Annotated in this window: 21 protein-coding genes; 19 read left to right on the top strand and 2 right to left on the bottom strand. The window is 60.8% G+C overall.

Features of this window, described 5'->3' with window-relative positions; all coding sequences use genetic code 11:
- Positions 1-2 precede the first annotated feature (2 nt).
- From AC1DE1_RS08650 to corA, 9 genes are all read left to right on the top strand, one after another.
- Positions 3-986 carry a PhoH family protein gene (locus AC1DE1_RS08650; protein WP_441602571.1) on the top strand — a complete coding sequence of 328 codons (984 nt, stop codon included), beginning with the start codon at positions 3-5 and terminating at the stop codon, positions 984-986.
- Complete coding sequence (ybeY, locus tag AC1DE1_RS08645) at positions 983-1453, top strand: rRNA maturation RNase YbeY (protein WP_477175394.1); 471 nt, start codon at positions 983-985, stop codon at positions 1451-1453. The genes AC1DE1_RS08650 and ybeY overlap by 4 nt, the downstream gene beginning before the upstream one ends.
- A gap of 438 nt (positions 1454-1891) precedes the next feature.
- On the top strand, positions 1892-3163 hold the full coding sequence (locus tag AC1DE1_RS08640) for an HlyD family secretion protein (RefSeq protein ID WP_477179057.1): 1272 nt from the start codon (positions 1892-1894) through the stop codon (positions 3161-3163).
- A 20-nt stretch (positions 3164-3183) separates the two neighbouring features.
- Entirely contained in the window at positions 3184-4446 is a 1263-nt protein-coding gene (locus AC1DE1_RS08635; protein WP_477175392.1) for a hypothetical protein, read from the top strand.
- Positions 4443-6413: a glycosyltransferase family 2 protein gene (locus AC1DE1_RS08630; protein ID WP_477175391.1), complete on the top strand. Its 1971-nt coding sequence runs from the start codon at positions 4443-4445 to the stop codon at positions 6411-6413. The genes AC1DE1_RS08635 and AC1DE1_RS08630 overlap by 4 nt, the downstream gene beginning before the upstream one ends.
- Positions 6414-6427: 14 nt before the next feature.
- Positions 6428-7951, top strand: coding sequence for an efflux transporter outer membrane subunit (locus AC1DE1_RS08625; RefSeq protein WP_477175390.1), 1524 nt, complete (start codon positions 6428-6430; stop codon positions 7949-7951).
- A 142-nt stretch (positions 7952-8093) separates the two neighbouring features.
- Positions 8094-8939, top strand: a complete 846-nt coding sequence (locus AC1DE1_RS08620; protein ID WP_441602565.1) for an HlyC/CorC family transporter — start codon at positions 8094-8096, stop codon at positions 8937-8939.
- 71 nt (positions 8940-9010) lie between these two features.
- Positions 9011-10210, top strand: a complete 1200-nt coding sequence (locus AC1DE1_RS08615; protein ID WP_477175481.1) for a lipoprotein N-acyltransferase Lnb domain-containing protein — start codon at positions 9011-9013, stop codon at positions 10208-10210.
- Between the two features lie 45 nt (positions 10211-10255).
- Positions 10256-11272, top strand: coding sequence for a magnesium/cobalt transporter CorA (gene corA / locus AC1DE1_RS08610; protein WP_477175389.1), 1017 nt, complete (start codon positions 10256-10258; stop codon positions 11270-11272).
- Between the two features lie 91 nt (positions 11273-11363).
- Here the strand turns inward: corA and AC1DE1_RS08605 are convergent, their stop codons facing one another.
- Entirely contained in the window at positions 11364-13442 is a 2079-nt protein-coding gene (locus AC1DE1_RS08605) for a dipeptidyl-peptidase 5 (protein WP_477175388.1), read from the bottom strand.
- Positions 13443-14006: 564 nt separating this feature from the next.
- Between AC1DE1_RS08605 and AC1DE1_RS08600 the strand changes: the two genes are divergently transcribed.
- The 10 genes from AC1DE1_RS08600 to AC1DE1_RS08555 all read left to right on the top strand — a co-directional run bounded on the left by AC1DE1_RS08600 (position 14007) and on the right by AC1DE1_RS08555 (position 24656).
- A complete protein-coding gene (locus AC1DE1_RS08600; protein ID WP_477175387.1) occupies positions 14007-14471 on the top strand; it encodes a pilin in 465 nt (154 codons plus the stop codon).
- A gap of 151 nt (positions 14472-14622) precedes the next feature.
- Positions 14623-16557, top strand: coding sequence for a hypothetical protein (locus AC1DE1_RS08595; protein WP_477175386.1), 1935 nt, complete (start codon positions 14623-14625; stop codon positions 16555-16557).
- 138 nt (positions 16558-16695) lie between these two features.
- Positions 16696-18750 carry a tetratricopeptide repeat protein gene (locus tag AC1DE1_RS08590; RefSeq protein WP_477175385.1) on the top strand — a complete coding sequence of 685 codons (2055 nt, stop codon included), beginning with the start codon at positions 16696-16698 and terminating at the stop codon, positions 18748-18750.
- Between the two features lie 96 nt (positions 18751-18846).
- Positions 18847-20031: an aminotransferase class I/II-fold pyridoxal phosphate-dependent enzyme gene (locus AC1DE1_RS08585; RefSeq protein WP_477175384.1), complete on the top strand. Its 1185-nt coding sequence runs from the start codon at positions 18847-18849 to the stop codon at positions 20029-20031.
- Positions 20028-20264 (top strand): phosphopantetheine-binding protein, encoded by a 237-nt coding sequence (locus AC1DE1_RS08580; RefSeq protein ID WP_477175383.1) that lies wholly within the window; start codon positions 20028-20030, stop codon positions 20262-20264. The genes AC1DE1_RS08585 and AC1DE1_RS08580 overlap by 4 nt, the downstream gene beginning before the upstream one ends.
- A complete protein-coding gene (locus tag AC1DE1_RS08575; protein WP_477175382.1) occupies positions 20261-21322 on the top strand; it encodes a ketoacyl-ACP synthase III in 1062 nt (353 codons plus the stop codon). Before AC1DE1_RS08580 ends, AC1DE1_RS08575 begins: the two co-directional genes overlap by 4 nt.
- Positions 21312-22352, top strand: coding sequence for an aromatic ring-hydroxylating oxygenase subunit alpha (locus AC1DE1_RS08570; RefSeq protein ID WP_477175381.1), 1041 nt, complete (start codon positions 21312-21314; stop codon positions 22350-22352). The genes AC1DE1_RS08575 and AC1DE1_RS08570 overlap by 11 nt, the downstream gene beginning before the upstream one ends.
- Positions 22345-23076 carry an SDR family NAD(P)-dependent oxidoreductase gene (locus tag AC1DE1_RS08565; protein ID WP_477175380.1) on the top strand — a complete coding sequence of 244 codons (732 nt, stop codon included), beginning with the start codon at positions 22345-22347 and terminating at the stop codon, positions 23074-23076. Before AC1DE1_RS08570 ends, AC1DE1_RS08565 begins: the two co-directional genes overlap by 8 nt.
- The gene (locus tag AC1DE1_RS08560; RefSeq protein ID WP_477175379.1) at positions 23054-23695 is read left to right on the top strand and encodes a PglD-related sugar-binding protein; all 642 of its coding nucleotides are present in this window, start codon (positions 23054-23056) and stop codon (positions 23693-23695) included. The genes AC1DE1_RS08565 and AC1DE1_RS08560 overlap by 23 nt, the downstream gene beginning before the upstream one ends.
- On the top strand, positions 23688-24656 hold the full coding sequence (locus AC1DE1_RS08555) for a 3-oxoacyl-ACP synthase III family protein (protein ID WP_477175378.1): 969 nt from the start codon (positions 23688-23690) through the stop codon (positions 24654-24656). Before AC1DE1_RS08560 ends, AC1DE1_RS08555 begins: the two co-directional genes overlap by 8 nt.
- Positions 24657-24677: 21 nt before the next feature.
- On the opposite strand, the gene AC1DE1_RS08550 is transcribed toward AC1DE1_RS08555, so the two are convergent.
- On the bottom strand, positions 24678-25949 hold the full coding sequence (locus tag AC1DE1_RS08550; RefSeq protein ID WP_477175377.1) for a lipopolysaccharide biosynthesis protein: 1272 nt from the start codon (positions 25947-25949) through the stop codon (positions 24678-24680).
- Positions 25950-25951: the final 2 nt, after the last annotated feature.

Here is a 25951-nt window from a genome sequence, read left to right as displayed (position 1 = left end):
CGATGACCAACGGCCTCCATCAACGCGACTTTTCCCTCGAGCCGGAAGACAACGCACGGCTCTCCAATCTCTGCGGTCCCTTCGATGAGCATCTGCGCCAGATCGAGCTTCGCCTGGGCGTGGAGATCAATCATCGCGGCGCGCTGTTCCAGGTGATCGGCGAGGAAGCCGCGTCGCGCGCGGCGGAAAAAGTGCTGCAAGCGCTTTACCTCACGACCGAAAACGAATCGCTGAACGGCGCGAAGATCAATCTGCAGCTGGCCGACTCGGGCATCGAAGCCATCGTCAACGATACCGACGGCGCGCAGGAAGTCACCATCCGGGTGAAGCGCGGTGTGATCAAGGGCCGCGGCCCCAACCAGGCGCGCTACCTGCATGCGATCACCACCCACGACATCAGCTTCGGCGTGGGCCCGGCCGGTACCGGCAAGACCTATCTCGCCGTCGCCAGCGCGGTCGAAGCACTCGAGGCCAATCGCGTGCAGCGCCTGTTGCTGGTGCGCCCGGCGGTGGAAGCGGGTGAAAAGCTCGGCTTCCTGCCCGGCGATCTTTCGCAGAAGGTCGACCCGTATTTGCGGCCGCTCTACGACGCGCTGTACGAAATGCTGGGCTTCGAGAAAGTCGCCAAGCTGATCGAGCGCAATGTGATCGAGATCGCACCGCTCGCTTATATGCGCGGCCGCACGCTCAACGATTCCTATGTGATCCTCGATGAGGCTCAAAACACCACAGTCGAGCAGATGAAGATGTTCCTGACGCGCATCGGCTTCGGCTCGGTGGCGGTGATCACTGGCGATGTGAGCCAGGTCGACCTGCCCCGCCATGTGCGCTCGGGCCTGCGCCACGCAGTGGAAGTGCTGCGCGGCGTGGACGGCATCAGCTTCACCTTCTTCACCTCGCGCGACGTGGTGCGCCACCCGCTGGTGGCGAAGATCGTGCGTGCGTACGAGGCGTTCGAGCAGACGTCCGAAGAGCCGCCGCGATGAGTGCTGCCGTAACCGTTTCTGTGGGCTACGCCGCGTCGCGCAAAGGCGTGCCGGCCGCGGCAAGTTTTCGCCAATGGGTCGAAGCTGCGCTGCGCGGCGCGAAGCGGCGCAAGGCCACCGAGCTTTCGATCCGCATCGTGGACAGCAAGGAAGGACGCACACTCAACCGCGACTATCGTGGCAAGGATTACGCGACCAACGTCCTGTCCTTCCCGGTGGAGCTTCCACCCGGCGTCAACTTGCCGCTTATCGGCGACCTGGTGATCTGCGCACCGGTCGTGGCGCGCGAGGCGGCGGAGCAAGGCAAACCATCGCGCCACCATTGGGCGCATATGACGGTGCATGGCGTGCTTCATCTCATCGGTTACGACCATATCGACGACCAGGAAGCCGAACAGATGGAAGCGCTCGAGACGCGCATCCTGGCAGGACTCGGCATCGACGATCCCTACGCCGTCGACGACTGACGGCGCCATCCGCTTCGCAGGCTTTTGCGCTACAAACTCGCGCTCATCAAAACCAGCGCGCGAAAAGCAGCGCGCAACTTGTTGATCGCTGTCATCCATCCATCTCATACGCTGCTGCAATGCGACAGCTTGATGTCAATCGCGCGTCCTGCGCGAGTGACGCCTATTCATTTTTTGAACTGATATCTAACTGTTCCTGAGCGTTTTCCCGGTCGAAGACAGGCGAGGTTCATCGCCAAGGCACTATTCCTTTCCGGGTCCGGTAAGTGACGCATCGCATCAACGAGGAAACGTCATCCGACGTCGCGGCACGTAAGCCACCCATCCTCCGGACTTCAATTCACTGGCCGCCATCTCCGCGAGATGTGCCTATTACCGCCCCGCTTCGGCGCACGGGTGCAGGCGTCTGCGTGACGTCACTTGCCAAAGGCGAATGTTTTGAAGACCGACCTCCTGCCCACCGAACGCTTTCCCCACACCGCTGCTGCGCCATCAAGGGAACTGGCACCCACACGCAAGTCGTCGCTCGCGATCGTGCCACGCCTGGCTGGCTATGGGCTGCTGGGATTCATCGCATGGCTGTTGATCTCCACGCTGCTCGAGCCCTGGCTTTCGAACCGCGCCACGCGTGCCGTGCTCAACGCCCCCGCCATGCTGATCACCACGCCCATCAGCGGCACCGTCAGTGAACTGCATGCACAGATCGGGCAGCCGATCGAACCGGGCCAGACGATTGCCGTCATCAAGAACAACACCGTGGCACGCGATTCGCTGACTACGTTGCTGACGCAGCGACTCGATCTGCAGAGCCGGCTCGATGATCTCGACCATCGCATCCAGGCGGATCAACGCATGCTCGAGTACGTCAACCACCAGTACGACCAGTATCAGAACGCCAACGTGTCGCAGCTGAAGAACAACTATGCGTCGTTGCAGGCGCAGCAGGATGCGGCCTCGGCCAAGCTGGAAGAGTTGGACAGCAAGTACCAGCGTGCGATGACCTTGCAGCGCGATGGCGCCGTGAGCGCGGCCACAGTGTCGGCGGCGCGCACCGAGGCGGACGCCGCCCGCAATGAAGCCGATGCACTGGACAAAAGCGCCAGCGGCATGGGTGCCAGCATCGCCGCCGCACAACGGGGCATCTATGTTGCTTCGGGTCAGAGCAGCAACGACCAACTGACCCAGCTTTCGCAGCGGCGCGCCGACCTGCAAAGCAGCATCACGGGTGAGCAGGCGCAGCTCGATGCGCTGAACAAGCAGATGAGCGACCTCAACAACCTGGTCAACCACGAACAGGATCGCGTGCAAGCGCTCTCCGATTACGCGGTGAAGGCCTTCGGAAACGGTGCGGCGCAAGACATCGTGGCACCTGTCGGCACCCAGGTGACGGCCGGGGCAACCCTGGTACGCGCCTCCGATTGCAGCAAGACCGACGTGGTTGCCGTCTTCCCGGCCCGAATGGCTGGACGGCTGAACGTGGGCACGAAGTTGCGCGTGCAAATCGAACCATCAGGTCGATCGCACGATGCGCACATCTCGCAAATCCTGCCTACCGCGAACGAAGCGCTGCAGAACGGCTATAGCGCCCCCTTCCCCTATGCCGAAGATGGCTCGGTCTACGCGCTCGCGCAGTGGGACACGCAAGACGGCGCCAATGCGGGCATACCCGCGTGCACCCCGGGCCGCAGCGTCACGGCGAGCCTGCGCTGATCGCATCCTTGGAGGCCGGCATGTTGATACGACGACGTTACTTCTCCGGCATCGGACTGCTCCTGGCAGCGATGGCATCCAGTCCCGTGCTGTCGACTAGCGTGACCCAGCAGCAACTCGCCGACAGCACCTGCTCCGTGCTGCGTTCGGCTGCCGCAGCCAATCCCGGCCAGGGTCCGATACTGTTGCCTAGCTACCCGAATCTTCAACCCGGATCGGTGAGGGCACTGGAGAATGTAGCCTTCGTCTACGACAACGCGCTGGCCGGCATCGCCCTCACCGCCTGTGGCGACGCGGCTCAGGCCAAACGCATCGCCGACGCGCTGCTGATCGCCGCGTCGCATGACCCCACTTTCAAAGATGGCCGACTTCGCAACGCTTATCGCGGCGGTGCGATCACCGGGGACAAAGTTGAGTTGCCCGGCTACTGGGAGAGCAAGGGCAACTATTGGAGTCAGGATCCTTACCAGGTGGGCACGGCCACCGGTAATGCGGCGTGGGCATCGCTATTGCTGCTGACCGTCTATGACAGCAGTCATGACCGACGATACCTGGATGCCGCCGTGGCCCAACTGCACTGGATACAGGCCCACACCCTGGGCACGGCGCCTGCCGCTTACGAGGGTGGACTGTTCGGCTACGACAACGCCCAGCGCCCGCAACACTGGAAAGCCACGGAACACAATCTGGACGTCTATGCGGCTGCGACATGGGCCGGACGCGAGACAGGCGATGCCGCGTTGACACAACAAGCCAACGTCGCCGGCGATTTTGTGAAGTCGATGTGGGACCCGACCCAACACCGCTTCTTCGTCGGCACGCTCGACGACGGCAAGACGCTTTCCCGCGACAAATCCGGCCTCGATGCACAGGTGTGGCCGTTGCTCGCTTTCGATTCGCACCCTGCTGACTGGAACCAGGTGTGGTCCTGGATCGACTCACAACATCGCAGCGGCGACGGCTACGGGTATCGTCGCCAGCCTGATGGCGTGTGGACCGAGGGAACGGCCCAGGTCGCCGCGGGGCTGCAGGCAAGTGGCAAGCCGGTGCCCGATACGCTATGGCAGGTGCTCGCCGCACAGCGCAGCGCCAGCGGCATGCTCTACGCCACGCCGCAACCGCGCATCGCCACCGACTTTGCGATCGGCCCGACGTCCACCTACGCCGACTTCTTCTACTACCACCAGCCCCATCTCGGCGCGACGGCCTGGACGGCCCTGGCGGCCAAGCGCTGGAATCCCTTGGTAGGTCGCCCGATTGGCCACGCGGAGCAGGCGCTATGAGCTTTCCCTTCGACGACATGTCCATGCTCGAGGTGATCGGCCTCACCCTGCTGCTGGGCGCGGGGATGGCTCGTTTTGCCAACTCGCATCGCCCGTTTGATCGCCTGCTGTTCGGCTTGTTGTCGGGTGGGCTGCTGCTGCGTTACGCGCTCTGGCGCAGCGCTGACACGCTGCCGGATCCCAGCCACGGCTTCGCCAGCGTGTGGTCGTACGTGTTCTACGCCTTCGAGATGATCTCCATCGTCTACACGCTGGCGGCCATCGCCGTGATGGTGCGTCGGCGCGACAACCGCCCGCATGCCGATGCCGGCGAAAAGCGCCTGCGCGCAGCGGGTGCCAACGTGCCCGCGGTCGACGTCTTCATCGCCACCTATAACGAGGACTGGCAGATCCTCGAAAAGACCATCGTCGCTGCCAAGGCGATCGACTATCCGCGTGTCGCCGTATGGGTACTGGACGATACGCGCCGCGACTGGCTGCGCGACCGCTGCGCTCTGTTGGGCGTGAACTACACCCGGCGCCCCGACAACAGCCATGCCAAAGCAGGCAACCTCAACAACGGCCTGCGACTCTCCGCCGGCCACACCAATGCACCCTACATCCTGGTGCTGGATGCCGACTTTGCGGCGCAGAAGAACATCCTCTATCGCGTGCTCGGCCTGTTCGCCGATCCCAAGGTGGCGCTGGTGCAGACGCCGCAGTTCTACTACAACGCCGATCCGATCCAGCACAACCTGGGTGCGACCGATAGTTGGGTGGATGAGCAGCGCGTGTTCTTCGACGTGTTCCAGCCCTCGCGCGACGCCTGGGATTCGGCCTTCTGTGTCGGCACCTCGTTCGTGATTTCGCGCAAGGCGATCACCGACGCCGGCGGCTTTCCGACCGATAGTGTCTGCGAAGACATCCACACCACCTATCTGCTGCGAAGAAGCGGCTATATCACGCGCTGGCTCAACGAGCGCCTTTCCGTGGGACTTTCGGCCGAAGGCCTGGTGGAGTACATCAACCAGCGCGGCCGCTGGTGCCTGGGCACCATGCAGGTGGCCTTGCTCAAGGACGGCCCCCTGCGCGGGTCGGGCTACAAACTGATCGACCGCCTGCACTACATCCACGGCATGCTGCACTGGATCGGCAAGCCGTTCCTGCTGATGATGCTGGTGGCGCCGGTGTTGTACTGGTACTTCGGCATCGCCGCGTTCTACACCACGCCGGAGCGATTCCTGTACTACGGACTGCCAGCTCTGATCGGCTTCTGGTTCTACGGCCCGTGGATCACCGAACGCAGGACGCTGCCCATCTTCACCGAGGTAACGCAGCTGGTGGCGGCGTACGCCGTGACCCGAACCATCATCTCGGCCTGCTTTCGTCCGTTTGGACGTCCGTTCAAAGTCACCGCCAAAGGACTGGATCGCAGCAAGGTCGTGGTGCACTGGAGGCTTGCCGGGTTCTTCATCGCGTTGATGTTGTTCCTGCAGGTGGGTGCAGTGAACACCATCATGAAGGCCGATATGAGCGCGGGAACCGTGTTCAACCTTGGCTGGACGCTGATCGCCCTCGTGCTCAACCTGGCCGCCATCATGGCCTGCGTGGATCTTCCACGACTGCGCCAGGAAGAACGGTTTCCGTTTCGCCGCGCCACACGCTGGCGTGTCGGTGCGCGGGAGGAGACCAGCCAATTCATCGATATCTCGCTCAGCGGCGCCGCCCTGCGCAGCGGCCCTGCCATGCCATCACCCGGCGAGCGGCTGCGCGTGCTGGTTCCCGAGGTGGGCTGGGTGCCGGCGCGCGTGGCTCGCCACGGCAAGCGCCGCCTGTGCGTGCACTTTGAAACCGACGAAGCGTTGCGGCATCGACTGATCGAACTGATCTTCAGCCAGACACCGCACAACATTGCCATCAAGGCACGGCCGCTGCGTGCCTTCCTGCGCCTGGCACGCCTGGCCGGCCTGCCCATTCCGCCGCGCTGAATCCGGAGATCGCCATGAAGCCCTTGCTTGCCGCTGTATCGCTTACGACGTGCCTGCTGGCCGCCTGCACGATGGAGCCCACCTATCAGCGCCCTTCCATGCCAGTACCCAACCGTTATCCCGAACAGGCAAGGTCCACCCAGGCCGCGTCAACGCCCGCACCGGCACCGGCGCCGGCCATGCCCGAACTGGAGTGGCGTGACTTCTTCAAGGACCAGGCGCTGCAGCGCTTGATCGAGATTGCGCTGGCCAACAACCGCGACCTGCGCATCGCCGCCGCCAACATGGCCGAGGCACGCGCGGGCTATGGCGTGGCGCGCGCGAACCTGTTTCCCGAAATCGATCTGCAAGGCTACGCCGGGCGCCAGCGCTTGCCCGGCATGACCCAGCAACCGAGCAACGGGCTGCTGGGCCCGATCCAGAACAACCGCACCACCGCTGCCTCGTTCAATACCTTCCAGGCGCAGGCCGGCATGACCAATTACGAACTCGATTTCTTCGGCCACCAACGCGCCATTGCGCATGAGTCGGGCAAGCTGGCCGAGGCCAGCGCCGCCGACTACCAGGCCGCCCGCATCGCGGTGATCGGCGAGGTGGCGAACGCCTATCTGGCGCTCAATGCCGATCGCGCCCTGCTGCAACTGGCCCAGCAAACGCTCGCCGCGCAGCAGCAGCACGCGCAGGTGATGCAGAACGCTTTCAGGGACGGTGGCGTGTCGGAGTTCGACATGCGTCGATCCCAGACCCAGGTAAGCGCCGCCCAGGTGGATGTGGAGGACGTGCAGACCCGCATCGCCAAGGACATCAATGGCATAACGGTGCTGATCGGCCAGCCGTTGCCGGCTGGTTACGGCACACCGAGCCAGTGGCAGGCGCCTCTGTTGACCGACGTGCCGGCGGGACTTCCCTCGACATTGCTGGATCGCCGCCCCGACATCGTTGCGGCGGAGGATCGCCTGCGCGCGGCCAATGCCGACATCGGCCGCGCCCGGGCTGCCTTCTTCCCGAACATCGCGCTCACCGCTGCGCTCGGTGCCTTGAGTGGCGGCCTCTCCAACCTGTTCTCGGCCGGTTCGCTGGCGTGGAACGCCGGTGCTTCGGCCACCATGCCACTGCTGGACTGGGGCAAGAACAAGAACGAGCTCTCCGCCAGCAAGGCTCGTTATACCGGTGCTACGGCCGCCTACGAGGGCACCGTCCAGCAGGCCTTCCGTGAGGTCGCCGACGCGCTGGCCGTGCGCGACCACATCGTGCCCGAGCTCAAGGCCCAGCAGGAGCTGGTCGACCAGTCGCAACGGGTCTATGGCATCTCGCAGGTCCGCTTCAAGGAAGGCATGGACGACTACATCGCCACCCAGGATGCCCAGCGTTCGCTCTATGCCGCCCAGCAAAAGCTGGTCGGCCTGCAGCTCGACCAGGCGGTCAACCAGGTCAACCTTTACAAGGCGCTTGGCGGTGGCTGGAATGGTGGTCGCGGGCAGGCGGTCGTTGTTGCCAGGGCGCCCTCGCCACCGGCGGCCACGGCCAGCGCCCGGTGAATTGGGGAGTTCCTCAAGGCTCAGGCGGCGCTGCCCTTGCCATATCGGCCCCCGCCCCTCCCCCGCCCTTGTTCCTGAATCGTCACGAATTTTCCGCTAGACTGACCATTCCGCCCGAGTTCGGGCTGCATCCGCACGAGTAATGAACGAGGACCCTGGCAGTACCAGCGGCCCGGCCCACCGCAGTTGGTGGGATCGACTGGGCCACCTGTTTTCTGGCGAGCCGCGCAACCGCAAGGAGCTCATCGACGAGCTGCGCACCGCCCAGACCAACGGCCTGATGTCGATCGACACCCTGACCATGGTCGAGGGTGCGATCAAGGTCACCGAGCTCAGCGTGGATGACGTCATGATTCCGCGCACGCAGATCGTGATGCTCTCGGCCGAAGCGCCGCTGCGCGAGATCCTCGAGACCGTCGTCGAATCCGGCCACTCGCGCTTCCCCGTGCACGGCGAAGACAAGGACGACATTCTCGGCATCCTGCTCGCCAAGGACCTGCTGCGTTTCGTTGGCAATGGCGATCATTTCGACATCGCCAGCGTGCTGCGCCCGGCCGTGCTCATTCCCGAGTCCATGCGCCTCAACGTGTTGCTGGCCGAGTTTCGCCACACGCGCAACCACATGGCGCTGGTGGTGGACGAATACGGCGGCGTCGCCGGCCTGATCACCATCGAAGACGTGCTCGAGCAGATCGTCGGCGAGATCGACGACGAGCACGACGATGAGGAAGAGCCCACGCTGATGCACGAGCAATCGGGTGGCGGCTGGGTAGTCAGCGCGCTCACCCCGATCGCCGATTTCAACGAACAGACCGGCGCCAACTTCTCCGACGAGGAATTCGATACGGTGGGCGGCATGTGCACCTCCGAATTCGGCCATCTGCCGGAAGTGGGCGAGGAAATCGCCATCGGCGACTACCTGTTCCACGTCACCGAAGCGGACGATCGCCGTGTCCAGGCGTTCCGCGTGATTCGCCAGGAAAGCTGATCGTGCATCGTCGGGGTGGAACGTCGGCGTCGCCGCGCCTGAGTCGCTTTATCGCCAGCGCGGCCAGCCTGATGCTGTGCTGCCTGCTGCTGTGGCCGTCCCACGCGCGTGCCGGCGTCGCCAATGCACCGGGCAGCAACCTGGAAGTGTCGCTGATCACTTATGGTCCCGGCGACACGTACTGGGAACGCTTCGGGCACGACGCGATCGAGCTGCGCGACAGCGTGAGCGGCGAAGCGGTGACCTTCAACTACGGCGTGTTCGACTTCGACGAAAGCGGCTTCCTGCTGCATTTCGCGCAAGGCCAGATGCACTATCTGATGGACGCCGCTCCGTCCGACGTCGACCAGCACTACTACACCGAAGTCGGTCGCTCGGTCACACGCCAGCGACTGGCTTTCACGCCGGCCCAGGCGGCCGACATGCGCGACTACCTGCTGTGGAATCTGCAGCCCGAGAACGCGCGCTACGACTACGACTACTACGTGCGCAACTGCGCCACCCGCGTGCGCGATGCGCTCGACAAGGCTCTCGGTGGCATCCTGAAGCCGCAGCTCGAAGTGCGTCAGGGCGGCATGACATATCGCCAGCAGACCGCGCGCCTGATGAGCCAGCAGGCGTGGCTGATGCTGATCCTCGACCTGGGCCTGGGCCCCTACGCCGACCAGCCGCTCAATGACTGGCAGGAAGCGTTCCTGCCGATGGAACTGCAGCAGGCAGTCAACCACGTCACGGTGAAAAACGCCGACGGCCACGCGCAGCCCCTGGTGATCGACGAACAGGTGCTGTCGCCCAATCGTCTTGACGCGCCGCCGGCCTCAGCACCCGATCTTCGTCTGCCGCTAGCCTTGGCTGGGCTGATTTTTGCGGTCGTATTGATCGCCGCCTACCGTTTTGCACCGATCGTCGGCGCCCTGCTCGGCTCGCTCTATCTGCTGCTGGCCGGCTTCGTAGGCATCGCGCTGCTGATCCTGTGGACGCTCACCACGCACCACTCCGCATGGGCCAACGCCAATCTGCTGCTGTTCAATCCGCTGGCCCTCCTGCTGCTGCCGGCCTGGTGGCGTTCGCGCAAACACCTCGCCGCTTCGCGCTTCGCCACGGGCGCGATCATGCTGCAGCTGCTCGCTGTGCTGATCGCCTGCCTGCTGCACGTGCTGCCCGGTGTAGTGCAACAGAACCAACCGTGGCTACTCTTTGCGTTGCCTATCTGGTTGGTAACGGCCTGGTGCATGCGTCGACAGCAGGTGGCCAACGTCGCCACGGTGTGAACCGTTGTCGTTGCCCTGTCTTCCATCCCGGCGCATCATTTGCGCATGGATATGACCACCGCCAAACCCGCTGGCCTCACCCCTGCTTCCTCAATGGTCGTCAACTGCGTTGCCTATCGCTTCGACGGGCAACGCATCGGCGACATCAGTGTCGATGACATCAGCGAAGTACTGAAGCAACCGGACACCTTTGTCTGGGTCGGCCTGCACGAACCCGACGAGTCGCTGCTGCACAAGCTGCAGGAGGAATTCGACCTGCATGATCTTGCGATCGAAGACGCCCAGGCGGCACACCAGCGCACCAAGATCGAAACCTATGGCGACTCGCTGTTCGTGGTGGTGCAAACCGCGCAGCTGGTGGGCGGGCATCTAGCCTTTGGCGAGACGCATGTGTTCCTGGGCCAGCGCTACCTGGTGACGGTGCGCCACGGCGCCTCGCTCTCCTACGCCCCTGCCCGGCGCAACTGCGAACACACGCCGGATCTGCTCGCGCTGGGGCCCGCCTATGGCCTGTATGGCGTGCTCGACTATATCGTCGACAACCTGCTGCCCATCGTGCGCGACTTCCGCGAGGAGCTGCAGGAGCTGGAGAAGGACATCTTCTCGGACACGTTCAGGCGCAGCACGATCCGCCGCCTGTATGACATGCAGCGCGACCTGATGACCCTGCGTCTCGCGGTGGCGCCGATGCAGGACATCATCAGCCAGCTGGTGCGACAGCATCCGCAACTCATTCCGGACGAACTGCGGGCTTACTTCCGCGACGTGTACGACCACGTCTTCCGCGTCAACGAGTCCATCAGCGCCATGCGCGAGATGCTCGCCGCCGCCATTAACGTGAACCTCTCACTGGTCACCTTTGGCCAGAACGAAGTGATGAAACGCCTCGCCGGCTACGCGGCCATGCTCGCCGCCCCCACCTTGATCACGAGCTGGTACGGCATGAACTTCGTGCATATGCCGGAGCTCAGCAAGCCGTGGGCGTACCCCATGATCATCGGGCTGGTACTCGCCATCGTGACCACGATCTACTTCATCTTAAAGCGCAATCGCTGGCTCTGAAGTTGGCTTGACCGCAAGGCTCATCCTGCGCTTCATGCAAAAAAAGAAACGGCGGCCCAAAGGCCGCCGTTTTTTATATGGAACTCAATCGTTACTTGCTGGTGGATGCGGGGGCGTCCTTCGCCGTCCACTGCTTCAACCATGCATTGACCGTCTCATGCCACTGCACGCTGTTCTGCGGCTTGAGCACCCAATGGTTCTCGTCCGGGAAGTGCAGCAGCTTGCTCGGGATGCCGCGACGCTGCAGCGCCGTGAAGGCGCCCAGGCCCTGCGTATCGGGAATGCGGAAGTCCTTGGCCGAATGCACGACCAGCATCGGCACGCGCCAATCCTTGACGTGGTTGACCGGGTTGAACTTCTCGTAGTTTTCCGGGTGCTCGTACTGCGTGCCACCGTTCTCGCGCTCTTCGAACCACAGCTCTTCGGTGTCGTAATACATGGCACGCGCATCGAACACGCCGTCGTGGTCGACCAGGCATTTCCAGGGCTGGTTCCACACGCCGGCGATCCAGTAAATCATGTAGCCGCCGTAGCTGGCGCCCAGCGCGCAGGCGCGATCACCGTCGAGGAAGCTGTATTTGGACAGCGCGGCGCTCCAGCCGGCCTTGAGGTCTTCCAGCGGCTTGCCGCCCCAGTCGCCCGAGATCGAATCGGTGAACGCCTGGCCGTAGCCCGTCGAACCGTGGAAGTTGATGGTGACCACAGCAAAGCCCTGACCGGCATACGTCTGCGGATTCCAGCGATAGCTCCAGCTGTTGTTCATCGCGCCCTGCGGGCCGCCATGGATGATGAAGGCCACCGGATACTTCTTGCCGGCTTTGTAACCCACCGGCTTCACGACATAGCCCTGCACCGTTTCGTTGTTCCAACCCTTGAAGGTGAAGAACTCCGGCTCGCCCATCTGGGTCTTCTTGAGCTGCTCGGCGTTGTAATGCGTGACCTGCTTGAGGCCCTTGCCCTGCAGGTCGGCAACATAGAGGTCCGCCGAGTGCTTCAGGTCATCGCGCTGCACGAGTAGCGACGACTTGCCCAGCGAATAGCCGCCTGCTTCGCCGTTGCTGACCAGCGTGGTGGTCTTGCCGCTCGCCACGTCGACGGCAAACAGTGGGCGCTGACCGTTGTCGTCGGCGGTGACATAGAGCGTCTTGCCATCGGCCGACACCTGCATGCCACCCGCGGAACGATCCCAGCTCGGCGCCACTTCGCGCTTCTGCCCGCTGGCAAGGTCCAGCGCCATGATGCGGAAGCGATCGGCTTCGGACACCGGCACCTTCATGGCGAGGTAGTACAGCGTCTTGCCATCCGGCGACGGCACCGGGAACGCGTCCCACGCCAGGTTCTCGGCCGTGAGGTTGCGCGGTGCGGCGGAGCCATCGGCCGGCACGCTATAGACATCGAAATTGGTCGACCACGGCTCGCTGTTGCCGGCGATGCGCACGTCGAAATACACGGTCTTGCCATCGGGCGAGAAGCTGAACTCGCCATCATCACCGAACGGCTTGCTCGGCACATCGCCATCGATGCCACGCGTCAGCAGCATGGGTTGCGCCGTGGGCTGATCAAGATCGGCGATGTAGAGCTGCGCGCGACGACCGTCAGCCCAGGTATCCCAGTGACGCACGAAGAGCTTGTCGTAAACCGTGCCCGAGGCCTTGTCCTTGGCGCGGCCGTCCAGACGCTCCTTGGTGCAGGCCAGATCGGTGCAGTCGGTGAACACACCGAAGGTCAGCAAGGCTTTCTTGCCATCGGGCGAAAGCTTGTAGCCGTCGACATCGATGGGCGCGTGCGTCACCTGCGCTGCCGTGGCCGATGCGCCCAAGGGGCGACGCCACAACTGCGAGACGCCATCTTTGTCGGCAACGTAATAGATGGCCGAACCGTCGGGCGCCCAGCGCGGAGAGGAAGCTTTTTCCACCAGCTTGACCGGCGCGCCCCCCTTGGCCACGTCAAGCACATAAATCGAAGTGACGCCCTTGTTCGCTGCGTAATCCGTGGCACGCACGGTATAGAGCGCCTGGCGACCATCCGGCGACAGCTGCGGATCGCCAACGCGATCCATCATCACCAGATCGCGGATAGTGAAAGGGTGAGTACCGTGGTTTTCGACCTCAGCCGCCACGGCAGAAGGTCCGGCCAGCGCAAGCGCCAGCGCGACAAACAAGGGTTTCATTGGGTGGGGTTCCTGGGTGTTGCGAAAGCGGTGACGGTACGAGTCGACGGGGGTCCGAGGCAAGGCACGGTGCGGCATGGGGAGCCACAGCAGCGAGGCGAACAGGTAGCTGGTCGGACCGCCAGCCTCGAACGTAGCGCTCTCATCGCCCCCTTGGCAGCCTGAAAGTTGGCGAAAACACCTCGGAAAACGCCCGTCAAAACCCAAGGGAAGTGACCATCCCGAGCACTTTGAGACGGGGGTCTCACAAATCGACTGACGCGCAACGTCACTTTCTGCCCCGCTTTAGCATGCCGATCCACCGCAGCGAGACGGGCTCGACAATCCTGCAAAAAGCCTGATCCAATCAGGTTGCCGGGTCTCGTGACCCTATGCACAATCCACACACCCGCTACCCAGCGGGGACCTGCCAAGTGGCATAAGTGGCACATAACGTGCTGCAATTGCCGCGAGCTTCCTGGTCGTTCCAGGCCGCAGTAAGGGGGTCCGTTCCCGCCTAGGGGGAATCGGGACCGGGGCTCAGGGGGCATTACCGGTTAGCTAACCAAAAACAGAGGAACCACCATGAAGAACGTGCAGAAGGGCTTTACCCTGATCGAATTGATGATCGTCGTGGCGATCATCGCGATCCTGGCTGCCATCGCCATCCCGCAGTACCAGAACTACATCACCAAGTCGCAGTTCTCGGAATCGCAGACGATTGCTGATGGTCTGAAGACGCCGATCGTGGAGTATTACAACCAGTCCGGCGGCTGCCCGACCAATGGCACGACTGGCTTCTCGAACGCTGCCAGCTACCAGGGCAAGTATGTTGCAAGTGCCACCCTGGGCGGCACCGGCAGCGGCGCGACGGCCAGCTGCACCGTGACGGTCGCCTTCAAGGGCACCACTGGTTCCGTTTCGGCTCCGCTGAAGAGCAACAGCGTGGTTATCACGGGTGCAGTGGGCAACGGCGGCGCTGTGACCTGGGCCTGCGCGAGCTCGAACATTCAGAGCAAGTACATGCCGCAGGTTTGCACCGGCATCTAATACGACAACAGCAAGTTATTGCCTTGTCGATCTAAGACCCCTCCTTTTGGAGGGGTCTTTCGTATATGGGAGCGACTAATCCCCGCCCTTGCGCCGGCAAGCCTTACAGAGCAGCTTGTCTTGCCACCAACCTCAAAGCGCCGCGGCATCCATGCAATCAAACTTCACTGCCTCAATCGCGACCTTTCGGGCTTGGCTCTGGCTTGCCGTAATTCTGCTTGTCTGCATCGCCTTGTACTGGCCGGCCCTCCATAGTCCGTTTCTGTTTGACGACTTTCCCAATCTTGCGGCATTGACCAGCATCGACCACCTCAGCAGTTGGCGCGACGTCGGCATCTATTTTTCACAGCCGCGAGAGTTTCCCGGGCGCCCACTCGCCATGCTGAGCTTCCTACTTCAGCGAGGAGCTTGGCCAGACTCTCCCTTCCCGTTCAAGGTTGTAAACCTCGGATTACATCTAACGTGCGGCTGCCTGGTATTTCTGCTGACCAAACGGTTGTCGCAATCATCTGGCCACGCGTCCAACTGGACCGCGCGTCCCGGCCGAGATGAAACGGCCGCTCTCATCGCCACGGCGGCATGGCTGTTGAGCCCCATGGCGATCTCTGGCGTAGTGCAGGTCGTGCAGCGTATGACGCTGCTGATGGCGCTGTTTCTACTGCTGGGTCTACTCGCGTACCTGCGCGCCGTCATGCGCAACGAGTTGCCGGTGAGGCTCCGCGCGGCGTGGATGTTGATCGGACTGGGGCTGTGCACTGCATTGAGCTTCTTGTGCAAGGAAAACGGCATCCTATTGCCCGTCTATGCACTGGTGCTCGACGCGACGCTATTACGGGCGCAGGTCAACAAGCTGCCGCAATCGCTCCAATGGCTGCGCCGCCTTTTGATATGGCCGGTCACGCTTTTTGTGCTGGCTTACCTGATATACATCGGGTTCATTGCCTGGGGCGCGCAACACAATCGCGAATTTACGCTGGGCGAGCGCTTGTTGACCGAGCCTCGCGTCCTACTGAGCTACATCGGCAATGCGTTTCTTCCCCAATTTGGGGTTTACGGGCTCTACCACGACGACTTCGTCGTTTCGCGTGGCCTTTGGTCGCCGCCGAGCACGTTTCTGTGCATAACCCTATTGGCTGCCGCCCTCGTGACGGCCACCATCTCGGCCAAACGCCGTCCACTGCTAAGCTTGGCCATACTGTGGTATCTCGGCGGGCATCTAATCGAAAGCTCCACGGTCATGTTGGAGTTGTACTTCGAGCACCGCAATTATGTGCCCCTCATCGGTGTGATGATGGCTCTGGCCATCGGCATAACGCGAGTGCACGAACCCAAACGCTACAAATTCGCCCAGCTCGTCTACATCGTATGGCTGCTCGCCTGCTGTCTCACGACGACCCTGAGCGCACGCGTCTATGCGTCGGAAAACCTATTGGCTACCGCCTGGGCAAACGCACAACCAGGCTCAGTTCGCGCACAAATTTATCTTGCAGGTCGTTTGAGCGAAAGCGGCCGCATGGAACAGGCTCTAGGTACCATTTCCGCCGCCCAGTTGCGCCATCCGCAAAATGCCGGCCTCGCCGCCAACCATGTATATCTGCGATGCGAAATGGGCACGCTGGACCCTAGCGATGTCCATAACCTCGACAGCGTACTGCGCAGTGCTCCTTTCGATCGCACCGCTTTTGAGAATATGGAAACCTTGCGAAACCTCGCCACCAGCCAGAGGTGCCCCGCATTGGACGATGCCAGCTGGAAGAACAGCGTCGATATTCTGCTAAGCAATGCCGCGTATCGCGACAACAGCGTTTCCGACGGTTTCCTTCACTACCAGAAGCACCTCTGGGCAGTGCAGCACGGCGATCTGAACTTGGCCATGAGTGAACTCGATGCCGTATATCAGACCGATCCGGATGCCAATATTCCTCGACTGCAGGCGCAGTATCTGGTCAGCGCCGGCCTCCGCGCGCAGGCCATCCAGGTGCTGCGCAACACTGATACTGGGCGACTGCCGCTGCTGAGACGTCTGCTGGTCAACGACAAAGCTATCAATGAAGAAGAAATTGCCAAGATCGAACAGATGAAATGATGAACCGCATTCGCCAGACCGTGCTTCGGTGTTTACGTCCACAGCCTTGCGGATGCATGGGCGCCGCCCGTCATTCATACTCGATTGAGAAGTAACGTCCCGTATTCTCGAACCGACGCTCAGGTGGTTAGCCAGGCAATGTCACTTTTCAACCGCTTCAGCCAGCGTGGGTATGCCTTTCTGACCCCGGCCTTACTGCTAACCATCGTCATCTATTGGCCAGGTCTTTCGGGCGGCTGGTTGTTCGACGACTATCCCAACATCGTCAACAACCGCGGCGTACAACCGGCCAGCATCAACCTCCAAACACTCGTACATGCCACGTTGTCGGCACCGGCCAGCGACCTCAAGCGGCCACTGGCGTCGCTCAGCTTTGTGGCCAACTTTGTCGTCAGCGGCTTGAATCCCTGGGGCTGGAAGGTCACAAACCTGGCCATTCACCTGATGAATGGCGTTTTGGTCTTCACTCTTGCCCGTCTACTTGTGCTGTTGACCGGAACACTTGTCGACCCCGGATTCCGTCGAAGAGCAAACATCACGGCGGCATGCGTTGCCGGCGCATGGATGATCTTGCCGATAAATCTTACAGCTGTCCTTTACGTCGTCCAGCGCGAAGAGAGTCTGGCAAACCTATTTGTTTTGGCGGGCCTGATTGGCTATGTCTCGGCTCGAAAATCAATGGTGAACCCGAGCGCGCCCAATGGCGCGTCGCGAGGCGCCTTCTTGTTCTGCAGCCTGAGCATCATCGTGCCAACGCTGGTTGGCGTACTGGCGAAAGAAACGGCGGTGATGCTACCACTCTACGCACTCTGCACAGAGTGGGTGTTCTTTGCGCCTGCAAGCGGATCGATCCGGGAGCGTGGAAGCCTGGGAACAAATCGTCGTTTCGACTGGCGTATAACGGCCCTATTCACCCTGACGTTACTGCTGCCTGCAGTGGTCGGCATCGCATGGATGCTTCCCGGCGTTCTAGACCCGGCCAACTGGGCGACGCGTGACTTCACCCTCAGTACACGCCTTTTGACCGAGCCCCGCGTCGTCATGTCATATATGACATGGACCATATTTTCCACACCGCAAAGCTTATCGTTCTATCACGACCAATACCCCATCTCGACTAGCTTGCTAACTCCCTGGACCACGCTTGCCAGCGTACTTGCGATACTGGTACTCACCGCGCTGGCGGTACGCATACGCAAGGGCTTTCCGCTCGTTGCTCTGGGCATTCTGTGGTTCCTTGGCTGCCATTTGCTGACCGGCACAATTCTTCCGCTGGAGCTGGTTTACGAACATCGAAACTATTTCGCCAGCCTCGGAGTCATGTTGGCGATCGTTCCATTGTTGATCGCCCCTTCAGCTCAAGGCGCGCTTGCCTCTGACAATGCTGGCCCTAGGGCAAGAGGCCTCCCGCTTGCCATGCCTCGCCATATTCTCTTCGGCGGCTTGGTGCTTTGTTGGATAGTGCTTACCTGCTCGACGGCGTACGCCTGGGGAGATAGCCTCCGACTTGCAAGTGATTTCGCATCGCGTGCACCCGACTCTCCTCGCGCCATGTATGAGCTTGGCCGTACTTACATCATCTATTCGAACTACGATCCCGCTTCCCCGTACAGAAATCTTGCTTACGACGCCTTGGAAAAGGCAGCGGCGTTGCCTGAATCATCCATCCTTCCTCAGCAGGCGTTGATTTTCATGAATTCACGCATGCATGTACCGCTGGAAGATCGCTGGTGGGACAGCATGATTGGCAAGCTGAAGGCACGAAAATCCACAGTGCAGGATGAAAGCTCGCTCGAGCAGTTGAGTTCATGTCAGACCACGGGAGAATGCGATCTGCCCAAGCAGCGCATGTTGGATGCCTTTCTTGCCGCACTTGCTCACCCGAACCCAAGCGCAAGGCTGCTCAACATGTACGGGATGTACGCCTGGGAAGAACTTGGCGACCATGCCTTGGCCGTGAGAATGCTGCAGGAGGCCGTGGCAACGAATCCGCGAGAGCCCGCCTATCACGTCACCCTGGTGCGCATGCTGACCGATATGGGACACACCAATGAAGCGCGCCAAGCCCTGCGCGACCTTCAGTCCTTCAATCTGGCTGGGCACATGGACGAGGGCATCGCGACCCTAACCACGCGTCTAGAGGCGAAAGAAAGGTCGAACGTGCAGCAACCTGCGCCCAGCGCTTCCAGGTAACAAACCTGCCTCCTGGGCGCCCAGACTTTATGTGCTGCTCCCGAGCTTCATCCCTGCCACTTAGGACGAGTCAACGTCAATCTTTCTCATACCATCATGAAGACCATTCGTAGCAAGGCAGATCTCGCACTCCACGGCGCCGCGCCCGCCTTTGCGGAGGCTTTACATGTCGGCCGCCCGAACATCGGCGACCGCGCCGCCTTCATACAGCTACTGAACCGGGTACTGGACAATCAGTGGCTAACCAACAACGGCCCCATGGTGCAGGACTTTGAGCATCAGGTGGCGCAGCGCCTGGGCGTCAAACACTGCGTCGCCATGTGCAACGGTACCATTGCACTCGAAATCGCCATCCGCGCATTGAAGCTCGGCGGCGAAGTGATCGTACCCTCCTGGACTTTCGTCGCCACGGCTCACGCACTCTATTGGCAGGGCATCACTCCCGTATTCGCGGACATCGACCCCACAACGCATAACCTCGACCCCAGCGCTGTGCGTCGAATGATCACGTCACGCACTACCGGCATCATCGGTGTGCACCTATGGGGCCGCGCCGCCCCCGTGAGGGAGTTGCAAGAGATCGCCGATGAGCATGCTTTGACGCTGATGTTCGATGCCGCGCATGCTTTCGGCTGTACTTATCAAGGCGAAACGATTGGCCGCTTTGGCGCATGCGAGGTGCTCAGCTTCCATGCCACCAAGGCCTTCAATACCTTTGAAGGTGGCGCCGTAGTCACCAATGACGACGAATTGGCCGGCGCCATGAGGCTGATGCGCAATTTCGGCTTCTCCGGTTACGACAACGTCATTCATCCCGGAACAAACGGCAAGATGGTGGAAGTGTGCGCCGCCATGGGCTTGGTCAATCTGGACTCCCATGAGTCAGTGGTAGCAACCAATCGCAGAAACTATGAAGCCTACCGACAGGCGCTCGCGGACATCTCCGGCGTATCGCTTTTGCCTTACGATCCCGCCGAACAGAATAGCTATCACTATGTGGTCGTCGAGATAGCGGCCAACTGCCCCGCCCGCCGCGACGATATCGTGGCCGCCTTGCACGCCGAGAATATATTGGCCCGCAAGTATTTCTGGCCAGGCGTACACAAAATGCTCCCCTACCGGGACCTGTTCCCCCACGCGAACCTCATGTTGTCGAAGACTGAACAGGTCGCCGAATCCATAATCATTCTTCCAAGTGGCACCACGTTGCCAGACGACGCCATCAGCACTATTGCCGATATAATCCGGGTGTGCATTTCATCCATGGGGTCAGCTTCGTGAGCATCAGCAATTTCATTGAAAAGTTCGCCTACGCCATTGAGGTACCTGAGGATTCCCTCAGCGACTCAACCGAATTCAAACAGCTGGAAGTTTGGGATTCGCTGAACACCTTGGCCGTCATTTCCATGGCCGATACCGACTTCAACGTCGCGCTAAGCGGCAAGGACATCGAGAACAGCCGCACGGTCGGTGATCTTTGGCGCATCATAGAAGCGAAAACGGCGAAAGCATGAAACCTATTTCGGGTGTAGCAATCCGAGCCATCGCCGCAGCCGTGCCTACCCGGATCGCGCGGACGCAGGACTACGAGTTCCTATCACCTGAAGAACGCCTACGGTTCCAGAAGGCCACCGGCATCAGCGAACGACGCATCGTCCGCGACGGACAGTTCGCCTCCGACCTGTGCGCAGCCGCGGCCGAGAGGGTCATGAGCGAACTGGGCTGGGACAAAGGCAGCATTGGCGCCTTGGTTTTGATAACGCAGTGTCCCGATCAGCCTGTTCCCGCCACATCCATCGTATTGCAGAGCAAACTCGGGCTACCGCAGCATTGTCTTGCGTTCGACGTCAATCTCGGCTGCTCGGCGTATCCATATGGGCTGGCAATCATCTCGTCATTGATGCGAAGCCTGTCCATTCCTCGATCCCTGCTTTTGATCGGCGACATTTCCAGCCGCGTATGCGCCGTTCACGACAAATCAGCATGGCCGCTATTCGGCGATGCTGGCTCCGCCACCGCCCTGGAACTTGATGAGTCGGCACCAGCCGCGTTCTATGACCTCATGTCTGATGGCGAGGGAAAGGATGCCATCATCATTCCTGGCGGGACGCTGGCATCTCGTCTGCCTATAGGCGATGCGCCTGTCAAGCAGGAGGCGGGCAGCGATGGCATCTTGCGCAGGCCCGATAACCTTGTCTTGCGCGGTGCCGACATTTTCAGCTTCGCTATCGCCAAGGTCCCGCCAAGCATCCAGCGCACTCTAAAGGCGCACCAGAAGCAGCCCGCGGAAATGGATTTTCTTGTGCTGCACCAAGCCAACAAGATGATCAATGACACGATCACCAAGAAAGCCGGCTTCGGATCCAGCCAATCGCTTTCCAGCCTTGCCTCGCACGGCAACACGAGTTCAGCATCCATACCTGTGACGCTTTGCGCAAACTCTGAGCACTTCTTGCAACCGCGGAATGTGGTCCTCTGCGGTTTTGGGGTAGGACTTTCATGGGGTACTTGCGTCGCATCAATACCGGCGAATGCGGTCATGCCCTTGATCGAGACTGACGATGTCTATTGATCCGCGTGCCTATCATGCGCCAGACATCTTCTCGGAAGAAATCACCCGACTTTTCGGGCAGCGCCTGTACGTCGGCACCGAATCCGAATTCGCCGAAATAGACGCCTATAAGACGGTTCAATTAGGACAGGAGCCGATCACCATCCGACGCACCACCGGTGGCATCCGCGCATTCAGTAATGTTTGCATTCACCGCAATGCGCTGATCGACCCGCCGGGCAGTGGCGTGCGTGCATTTCGTTGCCCTTATCATGCCTGGGCTTACGGCCCCGATGGCACGCTGACGCATGCGCCGAAGGCCAATCTCGGCTCCCTCGATCGGACCAGGCTGCAGCAATGGGACGTGAGCATCGAGAACGGTCTGGTATTTATCGGACGCAAGGGCCTGCAGACTGAAGATGCCGCAACAGCGTTTCGGGAATTGAACATAGGGTATGCGTCGCCGTTTCATCGCGCGCAACTCGACCACGCCTGCAACTGGAAACTGGTGGTGGAAAACGTGCTTGAGAGCTATCACCTCAGCACCGTGCATCCTCAGACGTTCGTGCCGGCGGGCATGACATCCAGTTCCAGGTATCAATGGTCCTCTGGTGAGCACATAAGCTACGCCACCCTGTATCCCGCGAGCAGCAACGCCAACACTACTCGCCTTCAGAAGCTCATCCCCGGCACGCGTATGCAATATGGGCACGCTTACGTGTTTCCAAACGCTTTTGTGGCCAACAGCAACGATCACATCGGCTACGTCGCCCATTTCATTCCGACCAGCCATGAGCAGACTCGACTTGAATGGTGCCTATTTGAGCAGCCCTTGCTGCTTGCACAAAGCGAGGGCGTAAGAAAAGCCATACGTGATGCCGCCATCGACTTCACCACCCAAACGCTATCCGAAGACAAGGTGATTTTGGAAAGTTGCCAGATGGGCCTGAAGTCATCACAGGCAGGATACAGCTTGCTTGCGGACCACGGCCTAGAAGCAAGGCTGATCGACTTTCAGTCCACTTATGCACGGCGTATGAGCGATGTTTGACGGAAAGACTATCCTTGTCACCGGCGCCACTTCCGGCATTGGTGGAACACTGTGCCGTGAACTTATTGAATCGGGCGCGCATGTCATTGCCATCGGACGCAATCAAGAAAAACTGGCGCAATTGCACGCGATGTCCCCTCGCGTCACGGCAATAGCGCTCGATCTGACGGAGCTTGCCGCGTATCCGGCGGCGTTTGCCGGCATTCCATCTGTCGACGGCGTGGTCTGCTCTGCCGGCATCTACGAAACCAACCTGATGCGCTATTTCTCGGTCGATAAGCATGACCAGCTCATGCGCACGAACCTCACCTCACCGCTGGCTCTGGTCAACGAGTTGGCCAGACAGCGAAAATTCAACCGCGGCGCCTCCGTCGTATTTCTCTCGTCCATTCTTGGCCCGGTCACAGGGCTGATAGGTGCTGTCTCCTATGCATCGAGCAAGGCCGCTCTGGTAGCTTGCGCAAAGACGCTGGCACTAGAACTCGCCCGCTATTCGATTCGTGTCAACTGCGTTTCGCCGGGGATGGTAGAAACAGCCATGACTCAAGAACTTGGCTACGCTTCCGAAGAATCGCAGAAAGCCGACAAGGCGAGATATCCACTCGGCAATCGATACGCAACCCCGGCTGAAGTTACATCGGCTATCCGCTACCTGCTTTCTGAGAATGCGTCCTTCATCACTGGAACCAATCTGATCATCGATGGTGGTTGCAGTGCACAGTAAGGAAAAGATCATCATAGTGGGCGCAGGCGGTTTCGGCAGGGAGATCGCTGCGGCGATTCGAAACTGGAAACTTGCCTTTGAGATACTCGGCCATATCGATGACGAAAAGACAGGCCCGCACATTCTGGGACCGATCAAGGACCATACTCCTGATGCCGAGGTATGTTATATCACTTGCTTCGGCGACGGCACGGCACGTAGCCGGGTGCGTAAGATGCTTGCTGGACGGGGAGCACGATTCACCAATGTCGTCAGTCCAATGGTCCATGCGGCCACGCCGCTCGATGGCTTGACCAACTGCCTCGTCGTGGGTACGCCAAGCATTTCCAACGACATGTCATTCGGTGCGGATGTCCTGATTCAGACCATGGCAGTGCTGGGTCACGACGTCGTTGTCGGCGAAGGGGTGACAGTCAGCTCACTTGCCTTCGTTGGCGGCAACGCCATCCTCGAAGACTTCTGTACGATCCATCCCCATGCAGTGGTGCTCCCTCGAGTGCGAATCGGAAAGGGCGCCATTGTTGGTGCCGGCTCGGTCGTCATCAAGGACGTCGCGCCTTATACGACGGTATTCGGCTCTCCTGCCAAGGTAATCGCTTACGGCGAGCCCCATGACTGACGTCTACCTCAATCTGATCCGTTCTGCGCTGGGATCGAGGATCGAGCAAAATACGGCCGAAACGCTAGGTCAATCGCAAGCAGACTGCGAAAGACTAACGAACAAGATCGGCATCCGGCAGCGCCCGATCGTTTCCGAAGACGAGTACACCACCGATCTGGCCGTTCGGGCCGCGCGCGCTGTGCTTCGCGACGGTCAAATCGCGACTGCGGGTATCGATACGCTCGTGGTCTGCACGCAGACGCCGGACGTGCTCATGCCAGGCGTATCTTCAGCGGTACATGGGCAACTTGCGCTCCGTAAACAGTGCTATACGATGGATATCAACCAGGGCTGCGCCGGCTTCATTTACGGTACGCAAATGTTGTATGCCCTGGTCGCAGCGGGCATGTCGCAGCGCGCAGTGTTGATCAATGCGGACTGCTATTCGCGGCTGATCCGACCAGATGATCTGACCACGCGGGTGCTCTTTGGCGACGCTGCGGCATCAAGCGTTTTTTCCACGGAGCCTCGTGGGCTACGCGTGGTTTACTCCCGCTGCTATTCCGACGGCCAAGGGCACGATCAGTTTATCGCCCGCAACTCGGCTGTGCGCTTCGATGCCGCCTACGAACGAGGCATCCACATGGATGGTCCGGGCATTCTTGGATTCGCGCTCCAAGCCGTACCTCAGGCCATCGAGCAGGCTTTGTCCGACACCGGCCTGGAGCGAGAAGAGATACGCATGTTTGCGTTTCACCAGGCAAACAGTTTCGTGATTGGCAGGCTGGTACAGAAGCTGCGCCTGCACACAAACCAGGTCCCACAGAATTGCCTGAATCTGGGCAACACGGTATCGGCCTCCATCCCTCTCCTGCTGGAGGAACAGATGGGAAATCTGTCGCCAGGCGACAAGATCATGGCGATCGGTTTTGGAGTGGGGCTATCGTGGGGCGTACTGCTACTCGAATTCGTTGGCTAAGGCTGTCTCTATTGGCCACCCTCAGACAACCCGCAGGCTTTCCCTAGACAGTATCCACCAACAGCATCCCGCCATGAACACTTCTGCGGCAAGCAGCGACCACGCCGCACCGGCGGCACCAACGCGGGGATACAACGCAAGATTCAGCACAACCACTAGGACCAATCCCGCGCCCTCGACGACGACGCGTGAATTCTGGTGATTGAAAGCGGTCAACCCGGTGGCGCCGGCCTGATGCAGCGCATACAGCACCGTCCACGGTGCCAATAGCAGCAGATAATGCGACGAGGCCTGGAAGCCCGCACCGAAGACAAGTGGCATCCACGGGGACACGGCCATGGCGGCGACTGTAGCTAGCAAGGCGTATCCAAGCCCGGTCAACGTCACTACTCGTAGCGTCCTCGCACCGGCTGCGGTGCGGTGTTGCGCAAACAAACGCGGTAGCGCTGCGCCAATGAGTGCAGACACTGGCAGCGCGAACACGCTCATCACCCGGAAAGCGGCGGTGTAAGTACCCGCGACGGTGGCACCGAACACCTGCAACAGCAGGATCTTATCCACCTCCATGTAGCTGGTGCTCAGCAGTGCGCCAACCGCATAGCGACTTCCGTCGCGCGCAGTGTCGCGAAGCGGCGAGCGACTTCGCCAAGACGGTCGCCCATCAATATACAAAGCCATTCCATAGGCGATAGACGCTCCCACGAGCGAACCTACGAAATGCAACCAGACGACATGTGATGGTGCAGCCTCCATGCCAAGCAGCAAGCCTGCAAGCACGAACAGTAGGCGAAACACAGGCACCAGACACATAGACGAAGCCGCAGCCACGCCTCTGTCCAACACTAGAAAGAGGCTGGTCGCTGCCTGAGCCAAGGGCAACGCCACCAGTTCCGCGACGCCGAGCAACAGCATCGACATGAGGTCAACGCGATCGGTCAGCAAATAGCCGGAGCCCAACATCAGCAAAAACACAAGCACGGTGCCGGAGCCAAGAACCTGCAACACCGCCGTCGCCCAGGCCGCCCGCGATTGATGCCGGTCATGCGCCACTCGCCTGGTCAGCACGACGATACTCCCCCAACCGGACAAAGGCGCGGCGAGCACCGCTGCGGATACCGAGCCGGCGAAAAGCCCGTAGCCCTTGGCTCCCATCCAGTGTGAAAGAACCAGCAGGTAACCGGCTTGGATTACTGCGCGTACGCCCAGCCCGGCCGTAGACAGGATGGCATTGCGCCCCAATCGGCCGATCCCCAAGCGGCCCGCCAGCCCTTCAAAGGTTCGCAGCATGCTCATGC

Source organism: Dyella sp. 05T440 (assembly GCF_056395965.1).
Note: the sequence above shows the minus strand (reverse complement) of the source record. Positions and strands in the feature narration are given on the sequence as shown.

What these genes read in the sequence shown, in the direction of transcription:
- AC1DE1_RS08650 (WP_441602571.1), top strand. Translation starts at nt 3, where the DNA reads ATGACCAACGGCCTCCATCAACGCGACTTTTCCCTCGAGCCGGAAGAC.
- ybeY (WP_477175394.1), top strand. Translation starts at nt 983, where the DNA reads ATGAGTGCTGCCGTAACCGTTTCTGTGGGCTACGCCGCGTCGCGCAAA.
- AC1DE1_RS08635 (WP_477175392.1), top strand. Translation starts at nt 3,184, where the DNA reads ATGTTGATACGACGACGTTACTTCTCCGGCATCGGACTGCTCCTGGCA.
- AC1DE1_RS08630 (WP_477175391.1), top strand. Translation starts at nt 4,443, where the DNA reads ATGAGCTTTCCCTTCGACGACATGTCCATGCTCGAGGTGATCGGCCTC.
- AC1DE1_RS08625 (WP_477175390.1), top strand. Translation starts at nt 6,428, where the DNA reads ATGAAGCCCTTGCTTGCCGCTGTATCGCTTACGACGTGCCTGCTGGCC.
- AC1DE1_RS08620 (WP_441602565.1), top strand. Translation starts at nt 8,094, where the DNA reads ATGAACGAGGACCCTGGCAGTACCAGCGGCCCGGCCCACCGCAGTTGG.
- AC1DE1_RS08615 (WP_477175481.1), top strand. Translation starts at nt 9,011, where the DNA reads ATGCTGTGCTGCCTGCTGCTGTGGCCGTCCCACGCGCGTGCCGGCGTC.
- corA (WP_477175389.1), top strand. Translation starts at nt 10,256, where the DNA reads ATGGATATGACCACCGCCAAACCCGCTGGCCTCACCCCTGCTTCCTCA.
- AC1DE1_RS08605 (WP_477175388.1), bottom strand. Translation starts at nt 13,442, where the DNA reads ATGAAACCCTTGTTTGTCGCGCTGGCGCTTGCGCTGGCCGGACCTTCT.
- AC1DE1_RS08600 (WP_477175387.1), top strand. Translation starts at nt 14,007, where the DNA reads ATGAAGAACGTGCAGAAGGGCTTTACCCTGATCGAATTGATGATCGTC.
- AC1DE1_RS08595 (WP_477175386.1), top strand. Translation starts at nt 14,623, where the DNA reads ATGCAATCAAACTTCACTGCCTCAATCGCGACCTTTCGGGCTTGGCTC.
- AC1DE1_RS08590 (WP_477175385.1), top strand. Translation starts at nt 16,696, where the DNA reads ATGTCACTTTTCAACCGCTTCAGCCAGCGTGGGTATGCCTTTCTGACC.
- AC1DE1_RS08585 (WP_477175384.1), top strand. Translation starts at nt 18,847, where the DNA reads ATGAAGACCATTCGTAGCAAGGCAGATCTCGCACTCCACGGCGCCGCG.
- AC1DE1_RS08575 (WP_477175382.1), top strand. Translation starts at nt 20,261, where the DNA reads ATGAAACCTATTTCGGGTGTAGCAATCCGAGCCATCGCCGCAGCCGTG.
- AC1DE1_RS08570 (WP_477175381.1), top strand. Translation starts at nt 21,312, where the DNA reads ATGTCTATTGATCCGCGTGCCTATCATGCGCCAGACATCTTCTCGGAA.
- AC1DE1_RS08565 (WP_477175380.1), top strand. Translation starts at nt 22,345, where the DNA reads ATGTTTGACGGAAAGACTATCCTTGTCACCGGCGCCACTTCCGGCATT.
- AC1DE1_RS08560 (WP_477175379.1), top strand. Translation starts at nt 23,054, where the DNA reads ATGGTGGTTGCAGTGCACAGTAAGGAAAAGATCATCATAGTGGGCGCA.
- AC1DE1_RS08555 (WP_477175378.1), top strand. Translation starts at nt 23,688, where the DNA reads ATGACTGACGTCTACCTCAATCTGATCCGTTCTGCGCTGGGATCGAGG.
- AC1DE1_RS08550 (WP_477175377.1), bottom strand. Translation starts at nt 25,949, where the DNA reads ATGAGCATGCTGCGAACCTTTGAAGGGCTGGCGGGCCGCTTGGGGATC.